The organism is Citrobacter sp. Cu233, from assembly GCF_030332225.1.
GTDB lineage: Bacteria > Pseudomonadota > Gammaproteobacteria > Enterobacterales > Enterobacteriaceae > Citrobacter.
Window position 1 is genome coordinate 157,133 of sequence record NZ_JAOWIF010000043.1, and the last position, 19,295, is coordinate 176,427.

General features: G+C 51.7%; 15 protein-coding genes, 2 tRNA genes and 1 other RNA gene. 9 read left to right on the forward strand and 9 right to left on the reverse strand.

The window, feature by feature from the left end; genetic code table 11:
• Positions 1-181: 181 nt before the first annotated feature.
• Complete coding sequence (locus OGX95_RS21550; RefSeq protein ID WP_286630942.1) at positions 182-535, reverse strand: DsrE/DsrF/TusD sulfur relay family protein; 354 nt, start codon at positions 533-535, stop codon at positions 182-184.
• Between the two features lie 222 nt (positions 536-757).
• On the opposite strand from OGX95_RS21550, the gene OGX95_RS21555 reads away from it, so the two are divergent.
• Positions 758-2,143, forward strand: a complete 1,386-nt coding sequence (locus OGX95_RS21555) for a YchO/YchP family invasin (protein ID WP_502872790.1) — start codon at positions 758-760, stop codon at positions 2,141-2,143.
• Positions 2,144-2,154: 11 nt separating this feature from the next.
• Here the strand turns inward: OGX95_RS21555 and narL are convergent, their stop codons facing one another.
• Positions 2,155-2,805 (reverse strand): two-component system response regulator NarL, encoded by a 651-nt coding sequence (narL, locus tag OGX95_RS21560; RefSeq protein WP_061068018.1) that lies wholly within the window; start codon positions 2,803-2,805, stop codon positions 2,155-2,157.
• Entirely contained in the window at positions 2,798-4,594 is a 1,797-nt protein-coding gene (gene narX, locus OGX95_RS21565; protein ID WP_286630943.1) for a nitrate/nitrite two-component system sensor histidine kinase NarX, read from the reverse strand. The genes narL and narX overlap by 8 nt, the downstream gene beginning before the upstream one ends.
• 339 nt (positions 4,595-4,933) lie before the next feature.
• Between narX and OGX95_RS21570 the strand changes: the two genes are divergently transcribed.
• The 5 genes from OGX95_RS21570 (at position 4,934) to narI (ending at position 13,502) form a co-directional block, all read left to right on the forward strand.
• A complete protein-coding gene (locus tag OGX95_RS21570; protein WP_271440923.1) occupies positions 4,934-6,325 on the forward strand; it encodes a NarK family nitrate/nitrite MFS transporter in 1,392 nt (463 codons plus the stop codon).
• Positions 6,326-6,839: 514 nt separating this feature from the next.
• Entirely contained in the window at positions 6,840-10,583 is a 3,744-nt protein-coding gene (locus OGX95_RS21575; protein WP_286630944.1) for a nitrate reductase subunit alpha, read from the forward strand.
• Positions 10,580-12,118: a nitrate reductase subunit beta gene (gene narH / locus OGX95_RS21580; protein WP_286630945.1), complete on the forward strand. Its 1,539-nt coding sequence runs from the start codon at positions 10,580-10,582 to the stop codon at positions 12,116-12,118. Before OGX95_RS21575 ends, narH begins: the two co-directional genes overlap by 4 nt.
• On the forward strand, positions 12,115-12,825 hold the full coding sequence (gene narJ / locus OGX95_RS21585) for a nitrate reductase molybdenum cofactor assembly chaperone (RefSeq protein ID WP_286630946.1): 711 nt from the start codon (positions 12,115-12,117) through the stop codon (positions 12,823-12,825). Before narH ends, narJ begins: the two co-directional genes overlap by 4 nt.
• The gene (gene narI / locus OGX95_RS21590; protein ID WP_286630947.1) at positions 12,825-13,502 is read left to right on the forward strand and encodes a respiratory nitrate reductase subunit gamma; all 678 of its coding nucleotides are present in this window, start codon (positions 12,825-12,827) and stop codon (positions 13,500-13,502) included. Before narJ ends, narI begins: the two co-directional genes overlap by 1 nt.
• 107 nt (positions 13,503-13,609) lie before the next feature.
• Here narI and OGX95_RS21595 read toward each other — a convergent pair.
• The 5 genes from OGX95_RS21595 to OGX95_RS21615 all read right to left on the reverse strand — a co-directional run bounded on the left by OGX95_RS21595 (position 13,610) and on the right by OGX95_RS21615 (position 15,501).
• Positions 13,610-13,740, reverse strand: a non-coding RNA gene (locus tag OGX95_RS21595) — RtT sRNA.
• 44 nt (positions 13,741-13,784) lie between these two features.
• Positions 13,785-13,869: transfer RNA gene (locus OGX95_RS21600), tRNA-Tyr, on the reverse strand.
• Positions 13,870-13,905: 36 nt separating this feature from the next.
• Positions 13,906-13,990: transfer RNA gene (locus tag OGX95_RS21605), tRNA-Tyr, on the reverse strand.
• A 157-nt stretch (positions 13,991-14,147) separates the two neighbouring features.
• Positions 14,148-14,990, reverse strand: coding sequence for a formyltetrahydrofolate deformylase (purU, locus tag OGX95_RS21610; RefSeq protein ID WP_005126391.1), 843 nt, complete (start codon positions 14,988-14,990; stop codon positions 14,148-14,150).
• Between the two features lie 55 nt (positions 14,991-15,045).
• The gene (locus tag OGX95_RS21615; RefSeq protein ID WP_286630948.1) at positions 15,046-15,501 is read right to left on the reverse strand and encodes a YchJ family protein; all 456 of its coding nucleotides are present in this window, start codon (positions 15,499-15,501) and stop codon (positions 15,046-15,048) included.
• Positions 15,502-15,612: 111 nt separating this feature from the next.
• Here OGX95_RS21615 and rssA point away from each other — a divergent pair, with 111 nt between their 5' ends.
• The 3 genes from rssA (at position 15,613) to galU (ending at position 18,737) form a co-directional block, all read left to right on the forward strand.
• Complete coding sequence (gene rssA / locus OGX95_RS21620) at positions 15,613-16,521, forward strand: patatin-like phospholipase RssA (protein WP_286630949.1); 909 nt, start codon at positions 15,613-15,615, stop codon at positions 16,519-16,521.
• 90 nt (positions 16,522-16,611) lie between these two features.
• Positions 16,612-17,625, forward strand: coding sequence for a two-component system response regulator RssB (rssB, locus tag OGX95_RS21625; RefSeq protein WP_286630950.1), 1,014 nt, complete (start codon positions 16,612-16,614; stop codon positions 17,623-17,625).
• A gap of 203 nt (positions 17,626-17,828) precedes the next feature.
• On the forward strand, positions 17,829-18,737 hold the full coding sequence (gene galU / locus OGX95_RS21630; protein ID WP_271440929.1) for a UTP--glucose-1-phosphate uridylyltransferase GalU: 909 nt from the start codon (positions 17,829-17,831) through the stop codon (positions 18,735-18,737).
• A 138-nt stretch (positions 18,738-18,875) separates the two neighbouring features.
• On the opposite strand, the gene hns is transcribed toward galU, so the two are convergent.
• Positions 18,876-19,289 (reverse strand): histone-like nucleoid-structuring protein H-NS, encoded by a 414-nt coding sequence (gene hns, locus OGX95_RS21635; protein ID WP_003020723.1) that lies wholly within the window; start codon positions 19,287-19,289, stop codon positions 18,876-18,878.
• Between the last annotated feature and the right edge of the window lie 6 nt (positions 19,290-19,295).

Here is a 19,295-nt window from a genome sequence, read left to right on the forward strand (position 1 = left end):
CCAAAGGGGAGGGCGCGGGATGCTGATTTTGATCAAAAAATGGCATAACGGTTAAACAAAAATGACAAAATTCCTTAAAAGGGTTGAAAGGGCGAGCTTACGTTTAACGAAACCGCGCCCATCTGAGATTAAATCGGGAAATTTCCGGCACGTTCAGTACGCTTGCCTGAACGCGTTGCCATCAGAAGGTCAAAACCTTATCTGCTGCCAGTGTCCACTGAGCCAGTTCCACCAGCGTACCGACTTCAACGCCATCAATTAACGGCAGTGCGGTGATCCCGCGGCCATCGGTACAGGTTTTACAGAGTTTTACCGGAACGTTTTGTGCTGTCAGGATTTCCAGCATTTGCTGAATATTATAACCTTCCGTGGGTTTCTGCCCGCGTAACCCTGCAGTGACGGCATCCGACATTAAAAACAGACGCAGGTCGAGGTTGCCCTCCTGCTCGCGCAGAGCAATGGCCAGACGCAGACTGTTGAATAACGACTCGCTTCCATAGGCTGCACCGTTTGCGATGATCACTATCTTTTGCATTTTGACTCCTGTTGTCGAATGGGAGGGATAATTACCAGCGGCTATGTTACTCCGTGTTGTCTGCTGTGGAAAATGACGAAGGGGCAAATCAGTAAGTGCCCCGTTTTTCCGGGTCAGAAAAGCCTGAAAACGGGGATAAGAGCTGTAAATCATGGCTGAAGGCGTTATGGTTTAGGTTAAGTTCTACGCCATAATTTATTGATGTAAGAAACAACTGACGATTTGAGCCGTTATTATCACGCTTTTTGTGCTGTATTCACACTCTTGCTGCTGACAGGAGGTACTACCAGTGCACAGTCTTCCTTCATGCAGCGCGCTGAAAATCCTTTCGATAACAACAATGATGGCTTGCCAGACCTCGGTATGGCACCAGAATCCCGCGCGGGCGAAAAACATTTTGCTGAAGTAGTCAAAGCTTTTGGTGAAGCCAGCATGATAGATAACGGACTTGATACTGGCGAACAAGCAAAACAGTTTGCCTTTGGTCAGGTTCGCGACACGGTCAGTGAGCAGGTAAATCAACAGCTTGAATCCTGGCTTTCTCCGAGGGGTAATGCCAACGTTGGGCTGCAGGTGGATAATGAAGGCAACTTTACCGGCAGTCGTGGAAGCTGGTTTATTCCGTGGCAGGATAATCAACGCTTTCTGACCTGGAGTCAGTTGGGGTTTACGCAACGTGACGAAGGGCTGGTGAGTAATGCGGGGATTGGACAACGCTGGGTACGCGACGGATGGTTGCTGGGCTATAACACTTTTTACGATAACCTGCTGGATGAGAATCTGCCGCGTGGTGGGTTTGGTGCTGAGGCGTGGGGAGAGTACCTGCGGCTATCTGCTAACTACTACCAGCCGTTTTCCTCGTGGCAGAATCGTTCCTCAACACAGGAACAAAGGATGGCGCGGGGTTACGACCTTACTGCATTGATGCGGCTACCCTTTTATGAGCATCTCAATACCAGCGTCAGCGTTGAGCAATATTTTGGCGATCGGGTTGACCTTTTCCACTCCGGAACGGGCTACCACAACCCGGTGGCGGTAAATCTGGGTCTGAGTTATACGCCAGTGCCGTTGATTACGGTGACCGCGCAGCATAAACAGGGTGAAAGCGGGATAAGCCAAAATAATCTGGGATTGACCCTCAATTATCGTTTTGGCGTTCCGCTAAAAAAACAGTTAATGGTAAGTGAAGTCGCAAGCAGCCGATCGCTGCGCGGGAGTCGTTATGACGATCCTCAGCGTGACAGCGTGCCAACGCTGGAGTATCGCCAGCGTAAAACCTTATCTGTATTTTTGACAACACCGCCGTGGGATCTGAAACCTGGCGAGACGGTAGCGCTGAAATTACAGGTGCGTAGTCGGTATGGCATCCGCCATCTGACATGGCAGGGAGAGACGCAAGCATTGAGTTTAACGGCCGGGAGTCATCCTCGCAGTCCGCAAGGCTGGACGATTATTATGCCGAAGTGGGATAGCAGTGAAGGAGCAACTAACCGTTGGCGGCTGTCCGTCGTCGTAGAAGATGAGCAGGGCCAGCGTGTCTCTTCCAATGAGATCACGCTATCACTGACCGAACCGTTTAATACCGTTTCGGGAAATGATCCTCGTTAATACTCGCGTTATCAGAAGATGCGTTCCTGATGCACCCATACTGCTGCTTCAACGCGTGATTTAAGCTTCATTTTCTTCAGCATATGCTTCACATGCACTTTTACCGTGCTTTCGGTGATGTCGAGGCGGCGAGCAATCATCTTGTTAGGCAGACCCTGGGCGATTAACTTCAGAATATCGCGTTCACGCGGTGTCAACTGAGTCACGTCACGATCGGAGGTCGCACGGTTAGCGCGCAGGCTGGCGGCCAGAACCGGGGTTAAGGCTTCACTCAGTACCATTTCGCCGGCGGCAGCCTGTTGCAACGCCTTCAGTAGATCTTCTGGCTCCATGTCTTTCAACAGATAGCCGTCAGCACCGCGTTTCAGAGCGGTCACTACGTCTTCTTCATGGTTGGAAACACTGAAAACGACAATGCGTCCGGAGAGAGATTTCTCTCGTAGCTTATCAAGCGTTTCCAGACCGTTCATGCCGGGCATGTTGAGATCTAACAGGATCAGATCGGGATCAAGGGATTCAGCCAGCTCGATACCCTGCTCGCCATTACTGGCTTCGCCGACCACGGTGATATCGGACGCCATGCTGACAAGCTGTTTTACACCAGTGCGCAGCATCGGATGATCGTCGATCAACAGGATGGTTGCCGGCTCCAGATTACTCATGGGTATCTCCTTGGACTTCTGTGAAGTTTGTTTCGGGAATAAAAGTGACAGCAACTTCAGTACCGCCTGTCTCGCGACGGCGTACACGGCAATCGCCGCGCAAGCTCTGCGCACGGTCGCGCATTATAATCATGCCGTAGTGGTTACTGCGTTCGGCGTTTTCCGGTACGCCGCAGCCGTTATCTTGAACTGTCAGTTTGACCTGTTTGCCATTTTGCACCACCGTCACGATGACTTCATTGGCCTGAGAGTGTTTAAGTGCATTACTCAGGCCCTCACGGGCAATCTGCAGCAGGTGGATCGCCTGATGGGATGGAACCAGGCGCGGCGGTAGCTGATAATCCAGCTTCACCGTAAAACCAAAGCGAGCGCTGTATTCCTGGCAGCTGGCTTCCAGCGCAGGTCGCAAGCCAGGCTCAGTCAACTGCAAACGGAAGGTGGTCAACAATTCACGTAGCTGTGCCCAGGAGGCGTTCAGCTCGTTACGAATCTGACTTAGCAACTCACGGCTGTTTTCCGGGAGCGCGTCGCCCTGCATCTGTAAACAGCTGACCTGCATTTTCATACAGGAGAGCGATTGTGCAATAGAATCATGGAGTTCACGAGCAATGGTGGCACGCTCTTCCATGACGATCAACTGCTGCTGACGTTCCTGATGTCTGTCCAGCGCCAGCGTTGCGGTGAGTTGTTCAACCAGAGTATCGACCAGTTGCTGCTGATCGTGGCTGAGATGACGCCCGTACGGCAAGGTGGCGAGCAGAATACCGTACTGGGTATGTGCATCGGTCAACCGCCATTTCAGCGTAGCGCCACCTTCAATGGCGGGTAGTGTGCCTCGAGGGCACAGATGACAACCTTTTTCATCGCAACTGGCACTCGACTGGCAGGTAAATTCCTGATGATTATCTTCATCTTCCAGGTCATATACCCGCAACTCAATATCGTGCAGCAGCGTTAAATTTTGCAACCCGTTGAGTACCGGTGAAAGCCGCTCACACAACGGTATCTGTGAGTGCAGACGGCGGTTGGCTTGCCACAGGAAAGAGAGGATCTGGTTTTTATGTTCCAGACCTGCGGTTTTTTCCTGCACCCGTTGTTCCAGTACGGCATAACTTTCGGCCAGTTCTTCTGACATGTTGTTCAGTGCCGAACCCAGTGCCGCCATCTCATTACGCCCGCTGATATGCGCACGTTGCGTAAAATCACGCTGGCTGACGGCGCGCGCCATCGCCAACAGTTGTTTCCACGGCTGCAACAGGCGTACGCGCAGCCAGATAATCGTAAAGACCAGTAGCAGAGCCATAAACACCGCCATCAGGCGATGCAGCATAACGACGCGTTCAATACGCAACTCCGTGGTATGGTCAAAGGCGGTAACCAGACGATCCAGCCCGGTCACGAAGCGTGAAACGTCGTCGGCGACCGCATCGCCCGTTTGGGCATGTTTAAGCCCCGGTGCCAGTTCGGTGTGCCAGTAATCCTGCAATGCCTTTAACTGGGCCTGCTGGCCGTCGCGCTGTGCGGCGCGAGTCAGTTCAGGGCTAAACGCGGTTTGTTCCATTTCATCCAGCAGCGGTTGATCGTTGGCCTCCAGCGGTACGGCAGCCAGCAAACGGTAGCTCTGCATACGTAGCGAGCCGGCTTTATTAATTGCGTGAGCGCTACCCTGAATGCCTTGTATCAGCCAACCGGAGACAGCCATACCCGCCACGCCAAGCGCGGTAGACAGTAAAACAATCAGCGCCACCTGGTTAACCAGCGTAAGCGGGGAAAGACAACGTTTAAACATGTGACTTCTTCCTTCGGGTTTTCCGTGAGCAGAAAACCTTATTGAATGACGATTCTGCTGCAGGCAGTGCCGCTATTCTCAGCGATACACTGGAGTATACCCATACCTCAAACGGGCTACCCCTTAATTGCCGACAGAGGGAGAGATCCCGGACGTCGGGGAGTAGGGCGCGACAGAAGCGTGAAAAACCACATCTTTTTTACCGAAGTTATGTACTCATTTAGGGTAATGATAAATTTCAGACGTTAATAACGACACCTTTTCCTTTGATTTATATCAACTTACCCCCGGCTGTAAACCCTAATGTTGCAGGCATCGAAACAAGTATCAGAGGTGTCTATGAGTCACTCATCTGCCCCGGAAAGGGCATCTGGAGCTGTAATCACAGAATGGCGGCCGGAAGATCCCGCCTTCTGGGAACAGCGTGGTCAACGAGTTGCCAGCCGTAACCTGTGGATTTCAGTCCCTTGCCTGCTGCTGGCGTTTTGCGTATGGATGTTATTTAGCGCAGTGGCGGTAAACTTACCGAAAGTGGGATTCGATTTCACCACTGAGCAGCTGTTTATGCTGACGGCATTGCCTTCAGTTTCCGGCGCGCTGCTGCGCGTACCGTACTCCTTTATGGTTCCTCTGTTCGGTGGTCGTCGCTGGACTGCATTCAGCACAGGGATCCTGATCATCCCCTGTGTGTGGTTAGGTTTTGCTGTGCAGGATACCACCACGCCGTTCAGTACCTTTATTATTATCTCCCTGCTGTGCGGCTTTGCCGGTGCAAACTTTGCTTCCAGCATGGCAAACATCAGCTTCTTCTTTCCAAAACAGAAGCAGGGTGGTGCGTTGGGGCTGAACGGCGGTCTGGGCAACATGGGCGTCAGTGTGATGCAACTGGTTGCGCCGCTGGTGGTCTCACTGTCCATCTTCGCCGCTTTTGGCAGCCACGGCGTTGAACAGCCGGACGGCACTCAATTGTATCTGGCCAACGCCGCCTGGATTTGGGTACCGTTCCTCGCGATTTTCACGCTGGCGGCCTGGTTTGGCATGAACGAACTGGCAACGTCAAAAGCGTCGTTAAAAGAGCAATTGCCGGTACTGAAACGCGGGCATCTGTGGATTATGAGCCTGCTGTATCTGGCAACCTTCGGCTCTTTTATCGGCTTCTCCGCAGGTTTCGCGATGTTGTCAAAAACGCAGTTCCCGGAAGTACAGATCCTGCATTACGCCTTCTTCGGCCCGCTGATTGGTGCACTGGCGCGTTCTGCCGGGGGAGCAATCTCCGACCGTCTGGGCGGGACACGTGTGACATTGGTTAACTTCGTGTTGATGGCCGTCTTCAGTGCCTTACTGTTCCTGACACTGCCAACCGATGGGGTAGGTGGTAACTTTATTGCCTTCTTCGCGGTTTTCCTGGCGCTGTTCCTGACGGCTGGTCTGGGTAGTGGTTCAACCTTCCAGATGATCTCTGTCATTTTCCGTAAGCTGACAATGGACAGAGTGAAAGCGGAAGGCGGCTCTGAAGAGAAAGCGATGCGTGAGGCAGCGACTGACACAGCAGCGGCGTTAGGCTTTATCTCAGCCATTGGCGCGATTGGCGGCTTCTTTATCCCGAAAGCGTTTGGTACGTCTTTGGCATTAACGGGTTCGCCGGTTGATGCTATGAAAGTGTTTCTGATTTTCTATGTCGCCTGCGTGGTCATCACCTGGGTGGTATACGGACGTCATTCTAAAAAGTAAAAAAGTTGTATACACAAAATCAATTGAAGTGCATCAAGGCGGCAAGTGAGAAATCCCCTGGAGCTTACTGAAGTAAGTGACTGGGATGACGAGCACAGCCAACGCAGAAGCAGTTTGAAAGATGAAGTGTAGGTTGATTATCCATTGCGCGGTGTTAGACCGCGCTTTTTTTGGCCTTTAATTAGTTACAACATACTATAATCCTTTTCAATACCAACAGGCTGTCAGAACGGTACGCGTAATATGCCAGGCAGGGAGGATACCCCTTAATACCCACTTGTAAAGAATTTAACATTTGCACGAGAAGTTGCTTTTAGAATCCACTTATAAATCAATTAATTATCTTTAATATCAATATCCTACTTAAGGGGTACATGAAAATTAACCACCTATTTTCATCCCTGTCTGCATTGATCGTTATCAATTATCACGCCCTTTCAGAGCGTTACCTTCACTCCCAATCAAGCAATGTCGATTTATCAGAGAGCCGTCAGGCTCCTACAGGAGAAAACCGATGAGTAAATTCCTGGACCGGTTTCGTTACTTCAAGCAGAAGGGCGAAACCTTTGCCGATGGGCACGGCCAGCTTCTCAACACCAACAGGGACTGGGAGGATGGATACCGCCAGCGTTGGCAGCATGACAAAGTCGTGCGTTCAACCCACGGCGTAAACTGCACCGGCTCATGCAGCTGGAAAATCTACGTGAAAAATGGTCTGGTAACCTGGGAAACCCAGCAAACTGACTACCCGCGTACTCGTCCTGATCTGCCAAACCACGAACCTCGCGGCTGCCCGCGTGGTGCGAGCTATTCCTGGTATCTCTACAGCGCTAACCGCCTCAAATATCCGCTGATGCGCAAACGTCTGATGAAGATGTGGCGTGAAGCGAAAAGACTGCACAGCGATCCCGTTGACGCCTGGGCCTCCATCATCGAAGACGCCGATAAAGCAAAAAGCTTCAAACAAGCGCGTGGTCGTGGCGGGTTTGTCCGTTCTTCCTGGCAGGAAGTAAACGAACTGATTGCGGCATCTAACGTCTATACCGTGAAAACCTATGGTCCTGATCGTGTTGCGGGTTTCTCACCAATCCCGGCAATGTCGATGGTTTCTTATGCTTCCGGCGCTCGTTACTTGTCACTGATTGGCGGTACCTGCCTGAGCTTCTATGATTGGTACTGCGACCTGCCGCCTGCCTCTCCGCAGACCTGGGGCGAGCAGACTGACGTGCCGGAATCTGCTGACTGGTACAACTCCAGCTATATCATCGCCTGGGGTTCTAACGTACCGCAGACCCGTACCCCGGATGCGCACTTCTTCACCGAAGTTCGCTACAAAGGTACCAAAACTGTCGCGATCACGCCGGACTACGCAGAAATCGCCAAGCTTTGCGACCTGTGGCTGGCTCCGAAGCAGGGGACTGATGCCGCAATGGCGCTGGCAATGGGCCACGTTATGCTGCGTGAGTTCCATCTCGACAACCCAAGCCAGTATTTTACCGATTATGTGCGCCGTTATACCGACATGCCAATGTTGGTGATGCTTGAAGAGCGTGACGGTTACTATGCGGCGGGTCGTATGCTGCGTGCGGCGGATTTGGTCGATTCTCTGGGCCAGGAAAACAACCCGGAATGGAAAACGGTCGCGATTAACAGCAACGGTGAGATGGTTGCGCCGAACGGCTCAATCGGTTTCCGCTGGGGCGAAAAAGGTAAATGGAACCTGGAGCAGCGCGACGGCACGTCCGGTGCCGAAACCGAACTGCAACTCAGCCTGTTGGGTAGCCAGGATGACATCGCTGAAGTCGGTTTCCCGTACTTTGGCGGTGAAGGAACTGAACACTTCAATAAAGTCGAACTGGAAAACGTTCTGCTGCATAAACTACCGGTTAAACGCCTGCAGTTGGCCGATGGTTCTACGGCGCTGGTGACCACCGTTTACGATCTGACCATGGCTAACTACGGTCTTGAGCGTGGTCTGAATGATGAAAACTGCGCAACCAGTTACGATGACGTAAAAGCGTATACCCCTGCGTGGGCAGAAAAAATCACGGGTGTTTCACGTTCTCAAATTGTGCGTATTGCCCGTGAATTTGCGGATAACGCCGATAAAACCCACGGACGTTCGATGATCATCGTCGGTGCGGGTCTGAACCACTGGTATCACCTCGATATGAACTATCGCGGTCTGATCAACATGCTGATTTTCTGCGGCTGTGTCGGTCAGAGTGGTGGCGGTTGGGCACACTATGTGGGCCAGGAAAAACTGCGTCCACAGACTGGCTGGCAGCCACTGGCGTTTGCTCTTGACTGGCAGCGTCCGGCGCGTCACATGAACAGCACCTCTTACTTCTATAACCACTCCAGCCAGTGGCGCTATGAGACGGTAACAGCGCAAGAATTGCTGTCGCCAATGGCGGATAAATCCCGCTATAGCGGTCATCTGATTGACTTCAACGTGCGCGCCGAGCGTATGGGCTGGTTGCCGTCCGCACCGCAGTTGGGTACTAACCCGCTCTATATCGCTCGTGAGGCGGAAAAAGCCGGGATGACGCCGGTGGATTACACCGTAAAATCCCTGAAAGACGGCTCAATTCGCTTTGCGGCAGAACAACCTGAAAATGGAAAAAACCATCCGCGTAACCTGTTTATCTGGCGTTCTAACCTGCTGGGATCCTCCGGTAAAGGTCATGAATACATGCTGAAGTATCTGCTGGGTACTGAACACGGTATTCAGGGGCTGGACCTGGGTAAACAGGGCGGTGTGAAACCGGAAGAGGTGGAATGGCAGGACAATGGTCTTGATGGCAAACTGGATCTGGTGGTCACGCTGGACTTCCGCCTGTCGAGCACCTGCCTGTATTCCGACATCGTGCTGCCAACCGCAACCTGGTATGAAAAAGACGACATGAATACCTCGGATATGCATCCGTTTATTCATCCATTGTCTGCCGCCGTTGATCCGGCCTGGGAATCGAAGAGCGACTGGGAAATTTACAAAGCCATTGCCAGGAAATTCTCTGAAGTCTGTGTCGGTCACCTTGGCAAAGAAACCGACGTGGTGACGCTGCCTATCCAGCACGACTCCGCTGCCGAACTGGCGCAACCGCTGGACGTGAAAGACTGGAAAAAAGGCGAATGCGACCTGATCCCTGGCGTCACCGCACCACACATCATGACCGTGGAGCGTGATTACCCGGCAACTTACGAGCGTTTCACCTCTATTGGCCCGTTGATGGACAAAGTCGGCAACGGTGGTAAAGGGATTGCCTGGAATACCCAGAGCGAAATGGATCTGTTGCGTAAGCTCAATTACACCAAGGCAGAAGGCCCGGCGAAAGGTCAGCCGATGCTGAATACGGCCATTGATGCCGCTGAGATGATCCTCGCCCTGGCACCGGAAACGAATGGCCAGGTCGCCGTTAAAGCCTGGGCAGCGCTGAGTGAATTTACTGGCCGTGACCATACGCATCTGGCATTGAACAAAGAAGACGAGAAGATTCGCTTCCGTGATATTCAGGCGCAACCGCGCAAAATCATCTCCAGCCCGACCTGGTCAGGTCTGGAAGATGAGCATGTTTCTTATAACGCCGGTTACACCAACGTTCACGAACTGATCCCATGGCGCACGTTGTCTGGTCGCCAGCAGCTGTATCAGGATCACCAATGGATGCGTGACTTTGGCGAAAGCCTGCTGGTCTATCGTCCGCCAATCGACACCCGTTCGGTGAAAGAGGTGATGGGCGAGAAGTCCAATGGCAACCCTGAAAAAGCGCTCAATTTCCTGACGCCACACCAGAAATGGGGCATTCACTCCACCTACAGCGACAATCTGCTGATGCTGACCTTAGGTCGCGGCGGCCCGATTGTGTGGATGAGTGAAGCCGATGCGAAAGATCTGGGCATCGAAGATAACGACTGGATCGAAGTTTTCAACAGTAACGGTGCCTTAACTGCCCGTGCCGTTGTCAGCCAACGTGTGCCGGCCGGGATGACCATGATGTACCACGCGCAGGAACGTATTGTGAATCTGCCGGGTTCAGAAATTACCCAGCAGCGTGGCGGGATCCATAACTCGGTAACGCGTATTACGCCGAAACCGACCCACATGATCGGTGGTTATGCACATCTGGCCTACGGCTTTAACTACTACGGCACCGTAGGTTCGAACCGTGATGAGTTCGTTGTGGTACGTAAGATGAAGAACATTGACTGGTTGGATGGTGAAGGCAATGACCAGGTACAGGAGAGCGTAAAATGAAAATTCGTTCACAAGTCGGCATGGTGCTGAATCTCGATAAGTGCATCGGTTGCCACACCTGTTCAGTAACCTGCAAAAACGTCTGGACCAGCCGTGAAGGTACCGAATATGCCTGGTTCAATAACGTTGAAACGAAGCCGGGTACCGGTTTTCCGACCGACTGGGAAAACCAGGAAAAATGGAAGGGCGGTTGGATCCGTAAAATCAACGGCAAGCTGGTGCCGCGCATGGGTAACAAAGCGCTGCTGCTGGGTAAAATCTTTGCTAACCCGCATCTGCCGGGCATTGATGATTACTACGAGCCGTTTGATTTCGACTACCAGACGCTGCACAACGCACCTGCTGACAGCAAAGCGCAGCCGATTGCCCGTCCGCGCTCGCTGATTACCGGCCAGCGTATGGACAAAATCACCAAAGGTCCGAACTGGGAAGATGACCTGGGTGGCGAGTTTGAGAAGCTGGCTAAAGACAAAAACTTCGAGAACATGCAGAAAGCGATGTATGGGCAGTTCGAAAACACCTTCATGATGTATCTGCCCCGTCTGTGCGAGCACTGTCTGAACCCGGCGTGTGTAGCGACTTGCCCAAGTGGTGCCATCTACAAACGTGAAGAAGATGGCATCGTGCTGATTGACCAGGACAAGTGCCGCGGCTGGCGTATGTGCATCACCGGTTGCCCGTACAAGAAAATCTACTTCAACTGGAAGAGCGGTAAATCTGAGAAGTGCATTTTCTGCTATCCGCGTATTGAGGCCGGCCAACCGACTGTATGCTCTGAAACCTGTGTGGGGCGTATTCGTTACCTCGGCGTGTTGTTGTATGACGCCGATGCTATCGAAAGCGCAGCAAGCACCGAGAACGAGAAGGATCTGTATCAGAGTCAGCTGGACGTATTCCTCGATCCAAACGATCCGGCGGTGATTGAACAGGCACTGAAAGATGGCATTCCGCTGAGTGTAATCGACGCGGCCCAGCAGTCGCCGGTATACAAAATGGCGATGGACTGGAAGCTGGCGCTGCCGCTGCATCCGGAATACCGCACGTTGCCGATGGTCTGGTATGTGCCACCATTGTCTCCGATCCAGTCCGCTGCTGATGCGGGTGAACTGGGGAGCAACGGTATTCTGCCGGACGTGGACAGCCTGCGTATCCCGGTTCAGTATCTGGCTAACCTGCTGACTGCGGGTGATACCCAGCCGGTACTGCGGGCGTTGAAACGTATGCTGGCGATGCGTCACTACAAACGCGCAGAAACCGTAGACGGTAAAGTTGATACCCGCGCGCTGGAAGAGGTCGGTCTGACTGAAGCCCAGGCACAAGAGATGTATCGTTACCTGGCGATTGCTAACTACGAAGATCGTTTTGTGATCCCGAGCAGCCATCGCGAACTGGCGCGTGAAGCGTTCCCGGAGAAAAGCGGTTGTGGTTTCACCTTCGGTGATGGTTGCCACGGTTCTGACACGAAATTCAATCTGTTCAACAGTCGCCGCATCGATGCTGTCGATGTGACCAGCAAAACGGAGCCGCACCAATGATTGAGCTCGTCATTGTTTCGCGTCTGCTCGAGTACCCGGATGCTGCCTTGTGGCAGCATCAGCAGGAACTTTTCGATGCACTCGCGACATCTGAAAACCTGGACCCGGAGGATGCCCAGATGCTGGGCGTTTTTCTGCGCGATTTAACCGCGCAGGACATGCTGGATGCGCAGGCAAGCTATAGTGAACTGTTCGACCGTGGTCGTGCGACGTCGCTATTGCTGTTTGAACATGTTCACGGTGAATCCCGCGATCGCGGCCAGGCGATGGTTGACCTGCTGGCCCAGTATGAGCAGCACGGACTACAACTGGATAGCCGCGAATTGCCTGATCACTTGCCGCTGTATCTGGAATACCTCGCACAGTTGCCAAAAAGCGAAGCGTTAGGTGGCTTGCAGGATATCGCCCCGATTCTGGCGCTGCTCAGTGCACGTCTGCAACAGCGCGAAAGCCGCTACGCGGTGCTGTTCGATCTGCTGTTAAAACTGGCGAATACCGCTATCGACAGCGACAAAGTGGCCGAAAAAATTGCGGATGAAGTTCGTGACGACACGCCGCAGGCACTGGATGCTGTTTGGGAAGAAGAGCAGGTGAAATTCTTTGCCGACCAGGGATGTGGCGAGTCTGAAATTTCTGCTCATCAACGTCGTTTTGCCGGGGCCGTTGCGCCGCAGTACCTGAACATCACCACCGGAGGACAGAACTAATGCACTTCCTGAATACGTTCTTCTTTGACATCTATCCGTATATTGCGGGTTCTGTCTTTCTGATTGGCAGCTGGTTACGTTATGACTACGGTCAGTATACCTGGCGTGCAGCTTCCAGCCAGATGCTGGATCGCAAAGGGATGAACCTTGCGTCAAACCTGTTTCACCTTGGGATCCTCGGTATCTTCGCGGGTCATTTCCTGGGGATGCTGACGCCACACTGGATGTACGAGGCGTGGTTACCGCTTGAAGTGAAACAAAAGATGGCGATGTTTGCCGGTGGAGCCAGTGGTGTGATGTGCCTGGTGGGGGGCGTACTGCTGCTGAAACGTCGTCTGTTCAGTCCACGTGTGCGTGCAACGACCACGGGTGCCGACATTCTGGTGTTGTCTGTTCTGGTTATCCAGTGTGCGCTGGGTCTGCTGACCATTCCGTTCTCGGCACAGCATATGGACGGTAGCGAAATGATGAAGCTGGTGAACTGGGCGCAATCAGTGGTGACCTTCCACGGCGGGGCGTCTCAGTATCTGGATGGCGTAGCATTTATTTTCCGTATGCACCTGGTATTAGGTATGACGCTGTTCCTGTTGTTCCCGTTCTCGCGTCTGGTACATATCTGGAGCGTGCCGGTCGAGTATTTGACCCGCAAATACCAGATTGTGCGTGCGCGTCACTAATCGGTTATCTGCGTAAGACAAAACCCTGCTTCGGCGGGGTTTTTTTATAACTGTTTGCAGGGTGGGGACATTACAGATGGATGTGTTGTTGGTGCTATATGAAGTGATGGTGGTGGGGGAAGGATGACTCAGCGCTGCGCGCTTCGCCCTTCGGGTCGTTGCCTGCGGCAACGCTTTCTCGCAACGCTCGAATCGAACCTTAGTCGAAGCTTCTCATCCTTCCCGCATGGGCAGAATATAGGGCATTACAGATGGATATGTTGTTGGTGCTATATGAAGTGATGGTGGTGGGGGAAGGATTCGAACCTTCGAAGTCGATGACGGCAGATTTACAGTCTGCTCCCTTTGGCCGCTCGGGAACCCCACCAGGGGTAATTCACATTGTAGAGATAAAGCTTAGAGATGGTGGTGGGGGAAGGATTCGAACCTTCGAAGTCGATGACGGCAGATTTACAGTCTGCTCCCTTTGGCCGCTCGGGAACCCCACCACGGGGTAATGCTATGTTACTGGCCTGCTTCCTTTGGAAGCGGGGCGCATCATATCAAATGACGCGCCGCTGTAAAGCATTGCGTTGATAAAAAAGAACTGGTTGCCTGATTTTTACGCGTAAAGATGTAAAGGTAACCAATAAAATTATCAATCGATTACAGAATAATCGTTCGATTACCGTAAACAAAGACACGCTGGGCCAGAACCTGATACAGCGCCCGGCTTAACACGTTTTTCTCAACGTCACGACCGGCACGCATCATATCCTCTGCGGTATAGGTATGGTCCACATGAATCACGTCCTGCATGATGATCGGACCTTCGTCGAGATTGTCATTCACATAGTGGGCTGTCGCGCCGATGATCTTCACGCCGCGTTCATACGCCTGATGGTACGGGCGCGCGCCAATAAAGGCGGGCAGGAATGAGTGGTGAATATTGATAATCTTATTTGGGAAGCGAGAAACAAATGTTGGCGTCAGAACACGCATATATTTTGCCAGCACGACATAATCCGGTTGATGGGCGTCGATAGCGTCTGCCATTTTTTGGTCATGCTCGTCACGCGTTAATCCTTCGTGGCTGACCAGCTCAAAAGGAATATCAAAACGCTCAACCAGGGAGCGTAACGTGTCGTGGTTGCCGATAACTGCGGCAATTTCAACATCCAGTCCGCCGTAATTGGCCTTCATTAGTAGATCGCCCAGACAGTGGGCTTCTTTGGTGACTAAAATGACAATGCGGCGGCGTCCCGCTGGCGTAAGTTCACGAATGGAACCTTCTGGTAGCGCGCTGTCCAGATCGGTCAGCAGCGTGACATCGTTAAAAATGCCTTCCAGTTCGGTACGCATGAAAAAGCGCCCGGTACGGTGATCCACAAACTCATTATTCTGCACGATGTTCAGTTCGTGCTTGTAACAGATGTTAGTAATGCGCGCGATCAGACCTTTTTGGTCCGGGCAAATAGTGCGCAGCACTTTTCGTTGTAATGAATGCATTTGCAGCGGAGATCCTGTTGAGAATGTTTGCATAATTGATACTGTCGGGCGTTGATTAGCCGCAGCACTTTTTAAATTTTTTACCGGAGCCACAAGGGCAGGTATCGTTTCGTCCAATTTGCGGGCGTGTACCATCGATATAGTACCACCGACCGTTTTCTTTTAAAAAACGAGAGCGTTCGATAATTGCGCCTGTTTTTCCCTGTTCAGAAAACCGTGCGACAAAACTGACATAGCCGATATTGTCGGTTTCTGCCGTCTGCTGTTCAAAGACGGTCAGTCCCAACCATTCGGTATGGGAAAATCCTGCAATAATGTCATCCCGGAAATCGGCGGCATGGCAATCTGGATGCCAGGTTTTGATGAGATAATCTGCGTCTTTCATCACAAAAGCACAGTAACGAGAACGCATGAGATGTGACGGCGTAGGTGCTACTTGTGCACCGGACACATAACGGTAGCAACATAGGCTATACTCGACAGCGCTACCACAGGGACAAAGCTGAGACACAAAGTACTCCCTGGAATAAAAAAACGGCGTAAAAACGCCAGGGTGGCACTATGTTAACTGAGCCGTGGCGATGTTGCTACGTCTGCAAGCCAGGGGAAGTCTGTAGGTATAATGAGAAAAATAAAAATTGGGCTGGCGCTAGGTTCCGGCGCAGCACGCGGCTGGTCGCATATTGGTGTGATCAAAGCCCTGAAACACATGGGCATTGATATTGATATTGTGGCAGGGTGTTCCATTGGTTCACTGGTCGGCGCCGCCTACGCATGTAACAAACTCCCCGCTCTTGAACAGTGGGTTTGTTCCTTCAGTTACTGGGATGTTTTACGCCTGATGGACCTCTCGTGGCGCAGGGGGGGATTATTGCGCGGCGAACGTGTATTCAACCAGTATCGTAGTGTCATGCCAGTAGAATCTATCGAGCAATGCTCACGCCGTTTTGCTACTGTCGCAACCAATCTAAGTACGGGCCGTGAACTCTGGTTTACTGAAGGTGATTTGCACCTTGCCGTTCGGGCCTCCTGCAGTATCCCTGGCCTAATGTCACCCGTGGCGCATAATGGTTATTGGCTGGTTGATGGTGCGGTGGTGAACCCTGTACCTGTCTCTCTGACGCGTGCGTTGGGGGCCGATATCGTTATTGCGGTCGACCTGCAACATGATGCGCACCTGATGCAACAGGACCTGCTCTCCTTCAACGTCAATAGTGAAACCGAATCGAACGATGATGATGCGCTGTCATGGCATGCCCGCCTGAAAGAGCGCCTGAGCAACATTACGGCCCGGCGTGCAGTTACGGCACCTACGGCGATGGAGATCATGACGACCTCGATTCAGGTTCTGGAAAACCGTCTCAAGCGCAACCGTATGGCTGGAGACCCACCTGATATTCTGATTCAGCCGTTTTGTCCGCAAATATCCACGCTGGATTTCCATCGCGCCGGTGCTGCAATTGCTGCCGGGCAGTTAGCGGTCGAGAAGAAAATGGATGAGCTTCTGCCCCTGGTAAAAACCAACGTTTAACGCATTTTTTATCAACACTTAAGCAAATTCTGACAGGCGTGAGTTGCAATAGCATGCCACTATTTACTAAAGCCAGTCAGGGGGGAGAATATGACGCAGCCATTGGTCGGAAAACAGATTCTTATCGTTGAAGATGAGCCAGTATTTCGCTCGCTTCTGGATTCATGGTTTTCCTCTTTGGGAGCGACAACAGCAGTAGCGGGAGACGGGCTTGATGCGCTGGAGTTACTGGGGCGCTTCACCCCCGACCTGATGATTTGCGATCTCGCTATGCCGAGAATGAACGGCCTTAAACTGGTCGAGTATCTGCGTAATCGTGGCGATCGGACGCCTATTTTGGTGATCTCCGCAACGGAAAATATGGCCGATATTGCCAAAGCATTACGACTCGGTGTGGATGATGTTCTTTTAAAGCCCGTGAAGGACCTTAACCGCCTGCGAGAAACCGTTTTTGCGTGTCTTTATCCCAATATGTTTAATTCTCGTGTGGAAGAAGAAGAACGCCTGTTTCGTGACTGGGATGCGATGGTGGGCGATCCTGCAGCGGCTGCAAAACTGTTGCAAGAATTGCAGCCCCCAGTGTCGCAGGTCATCTCGCATTGTCGGGTTAACTACCGCCAGTTGGTCGCTGCTGATCAACCTGGACTGGTACTGGATATTGCCCCATTGTCGGACCACGATCTCGCCTTCTATTGTTTGGATGTTACTCGAGCAGGGGATAATGGTGTTCTGGCTGCATTATTACTGCGTGCGCTGTTTAATGGTTTGCTGCAAGAACAACTCACCCATCAGAATCAACGTTTGCCTGAGCTCGGTGCGCTATTGAAACAGGTGAATCATTTACTGCGTCAGGCTAATTTGCCCGGGCAGTTTCCATTGCTGGTGGGGTATTACCACAGCGGATTAAAAAATCTGATTCTGGTATCGGCTGGGCTGAATGCGACATTAAATACCGGTTCACATCACGTACAAATCAGTAATGGTGTTCCGCTGGGCACGTTAGGTAATACGTATTTGAATCAGCTAAGTCATCGCTGTGAATCCTGGCAGTGCCAAATCTGGGGGGCCGGCGGTCGTCTGCGCCTGATGTTGTCTGCGGAATGACCAGTAGAGTAGCAAGGGATAAAATTGGTTCACATTCCTGCCTGCCTGAGTGCTACTATCTGCGCCAGATTTATGCGCATTTATCTTAATTATACCGACGCGCGTCCTTTTCAGACCTGAAGCTTACTGCGGTACTGATATACTTGGATGCGATACAGATTGATGAACACGTTCAATACATGAACAGTCCAGGAGAGTTTTAAATGGCTGCCCTTAATTCAAAAGTCAAAAAGGCTGTTATCCCGGTTGCGGGATTAGGAACCAGGATGTTACCGGCTACGAAGGCAATCCCGAAAGAGATGCTACCGTTGGTTGATAAGCCATTAATTCAGTACGTCGTAAACGAATGTATTGCTGCGGGCATCACTGAAATTGTACTCGTGACTCACTCGTCTAAAAATTCAATTGAAAACCACTTTGATACCAGCTTTGAACTTGAAGCGATGCTGGAAAAACGTGTAAAACGTCAGCTTCTGGAAGAAGTGCAATCTATTTGCCCTCCGCATGTCACTATTATGCAGGTGCGTCAGGGGCTGGCAAAAGGTCTGGGGCATGCGGTATTGTGTGCCCATCCGGTTGTTGGCGATGAACCCGTTGCGGTCATCCTGCCGGACGTTATTCTTGACGAATACGAATCTGATTTATCCCGTGACAACCTTGCTGAAATGATCCACCGTTTTGATGAAACAGGCAGCAGCCAGATTATGGTGGAGCCTGTAGCAGACGTAACGGCTTACGGTGTTGTGGATTGTAAAGGTGTTGAATTAGCGCCGGGTGAAAGCGTACCGATGGTTGGCGTGGTAGAAAAACCGAAAGCAGACGTTGCGCCATCTAATCTGGCCGTTGTGGGGCGCTATGTTCTCAGTGCGGATATCTGGCCTCTGCTGGCAAAAACACCTCCGGGAGCCGGTGATGAAATTCAGCTGACCGACGCTATCGATATGCTGATCGAAAAAGAAACGGTAGAAGCCTATCACATGAAGGGTAAAAGCCATGACTGTGGTAATAAGCTGGGCTATATGCAGGCGTTTGTTGAATATGGTATTCGCCATAATACGCTTGGCGCTGAATTTAAAGCATGGCTTGAAGATGAGATGGGTATTAAGAAGTAACCTCGCGGTATTATAAGGACAGAACGGTGCTGCTAATCCAGCGCCGTTTTTTTATACCTAATTTGGGTAGGGCGATGTGCGAAGTACGGGTAAAAAAAATCCCGCCACTGGCGGGATTTTAAGCAAACTATTTCTGAATTATTCCTTGATCAGGAAATCGTCCAGTTGTTTACCTTGTTCTTCCATCGCTTTTTTGATCACAGCCGGTGTACGACCCTGGCCAGTCCAGGTTTTAGTTTCACCGTTTTCGTCAACGTAGCTATATTTAGCCGGACGCGCTGCACGTTTAGCTTTGGTACCGGACTTAACTGCAGCCATGCTATTCAGCAGTTCGTTCGGATCAATACCATCAGCAATCAGCATTTCACGATATTGTTGCAGTTTACGAGTACGCTCTTCAACTTCAGCAGCGGCAGCGCTTTCTTCTTCGCGACGCTCGCTAACTACAACTTCTAATTTTTCCAGCATTTCTTCAAGCGTTTCCAGAGTACATTCTCTCGCCTGCGCACGAAGAGTACGGATGTTGTTCAGAATTTTAAGTGCTTCGCTCATTGTAGT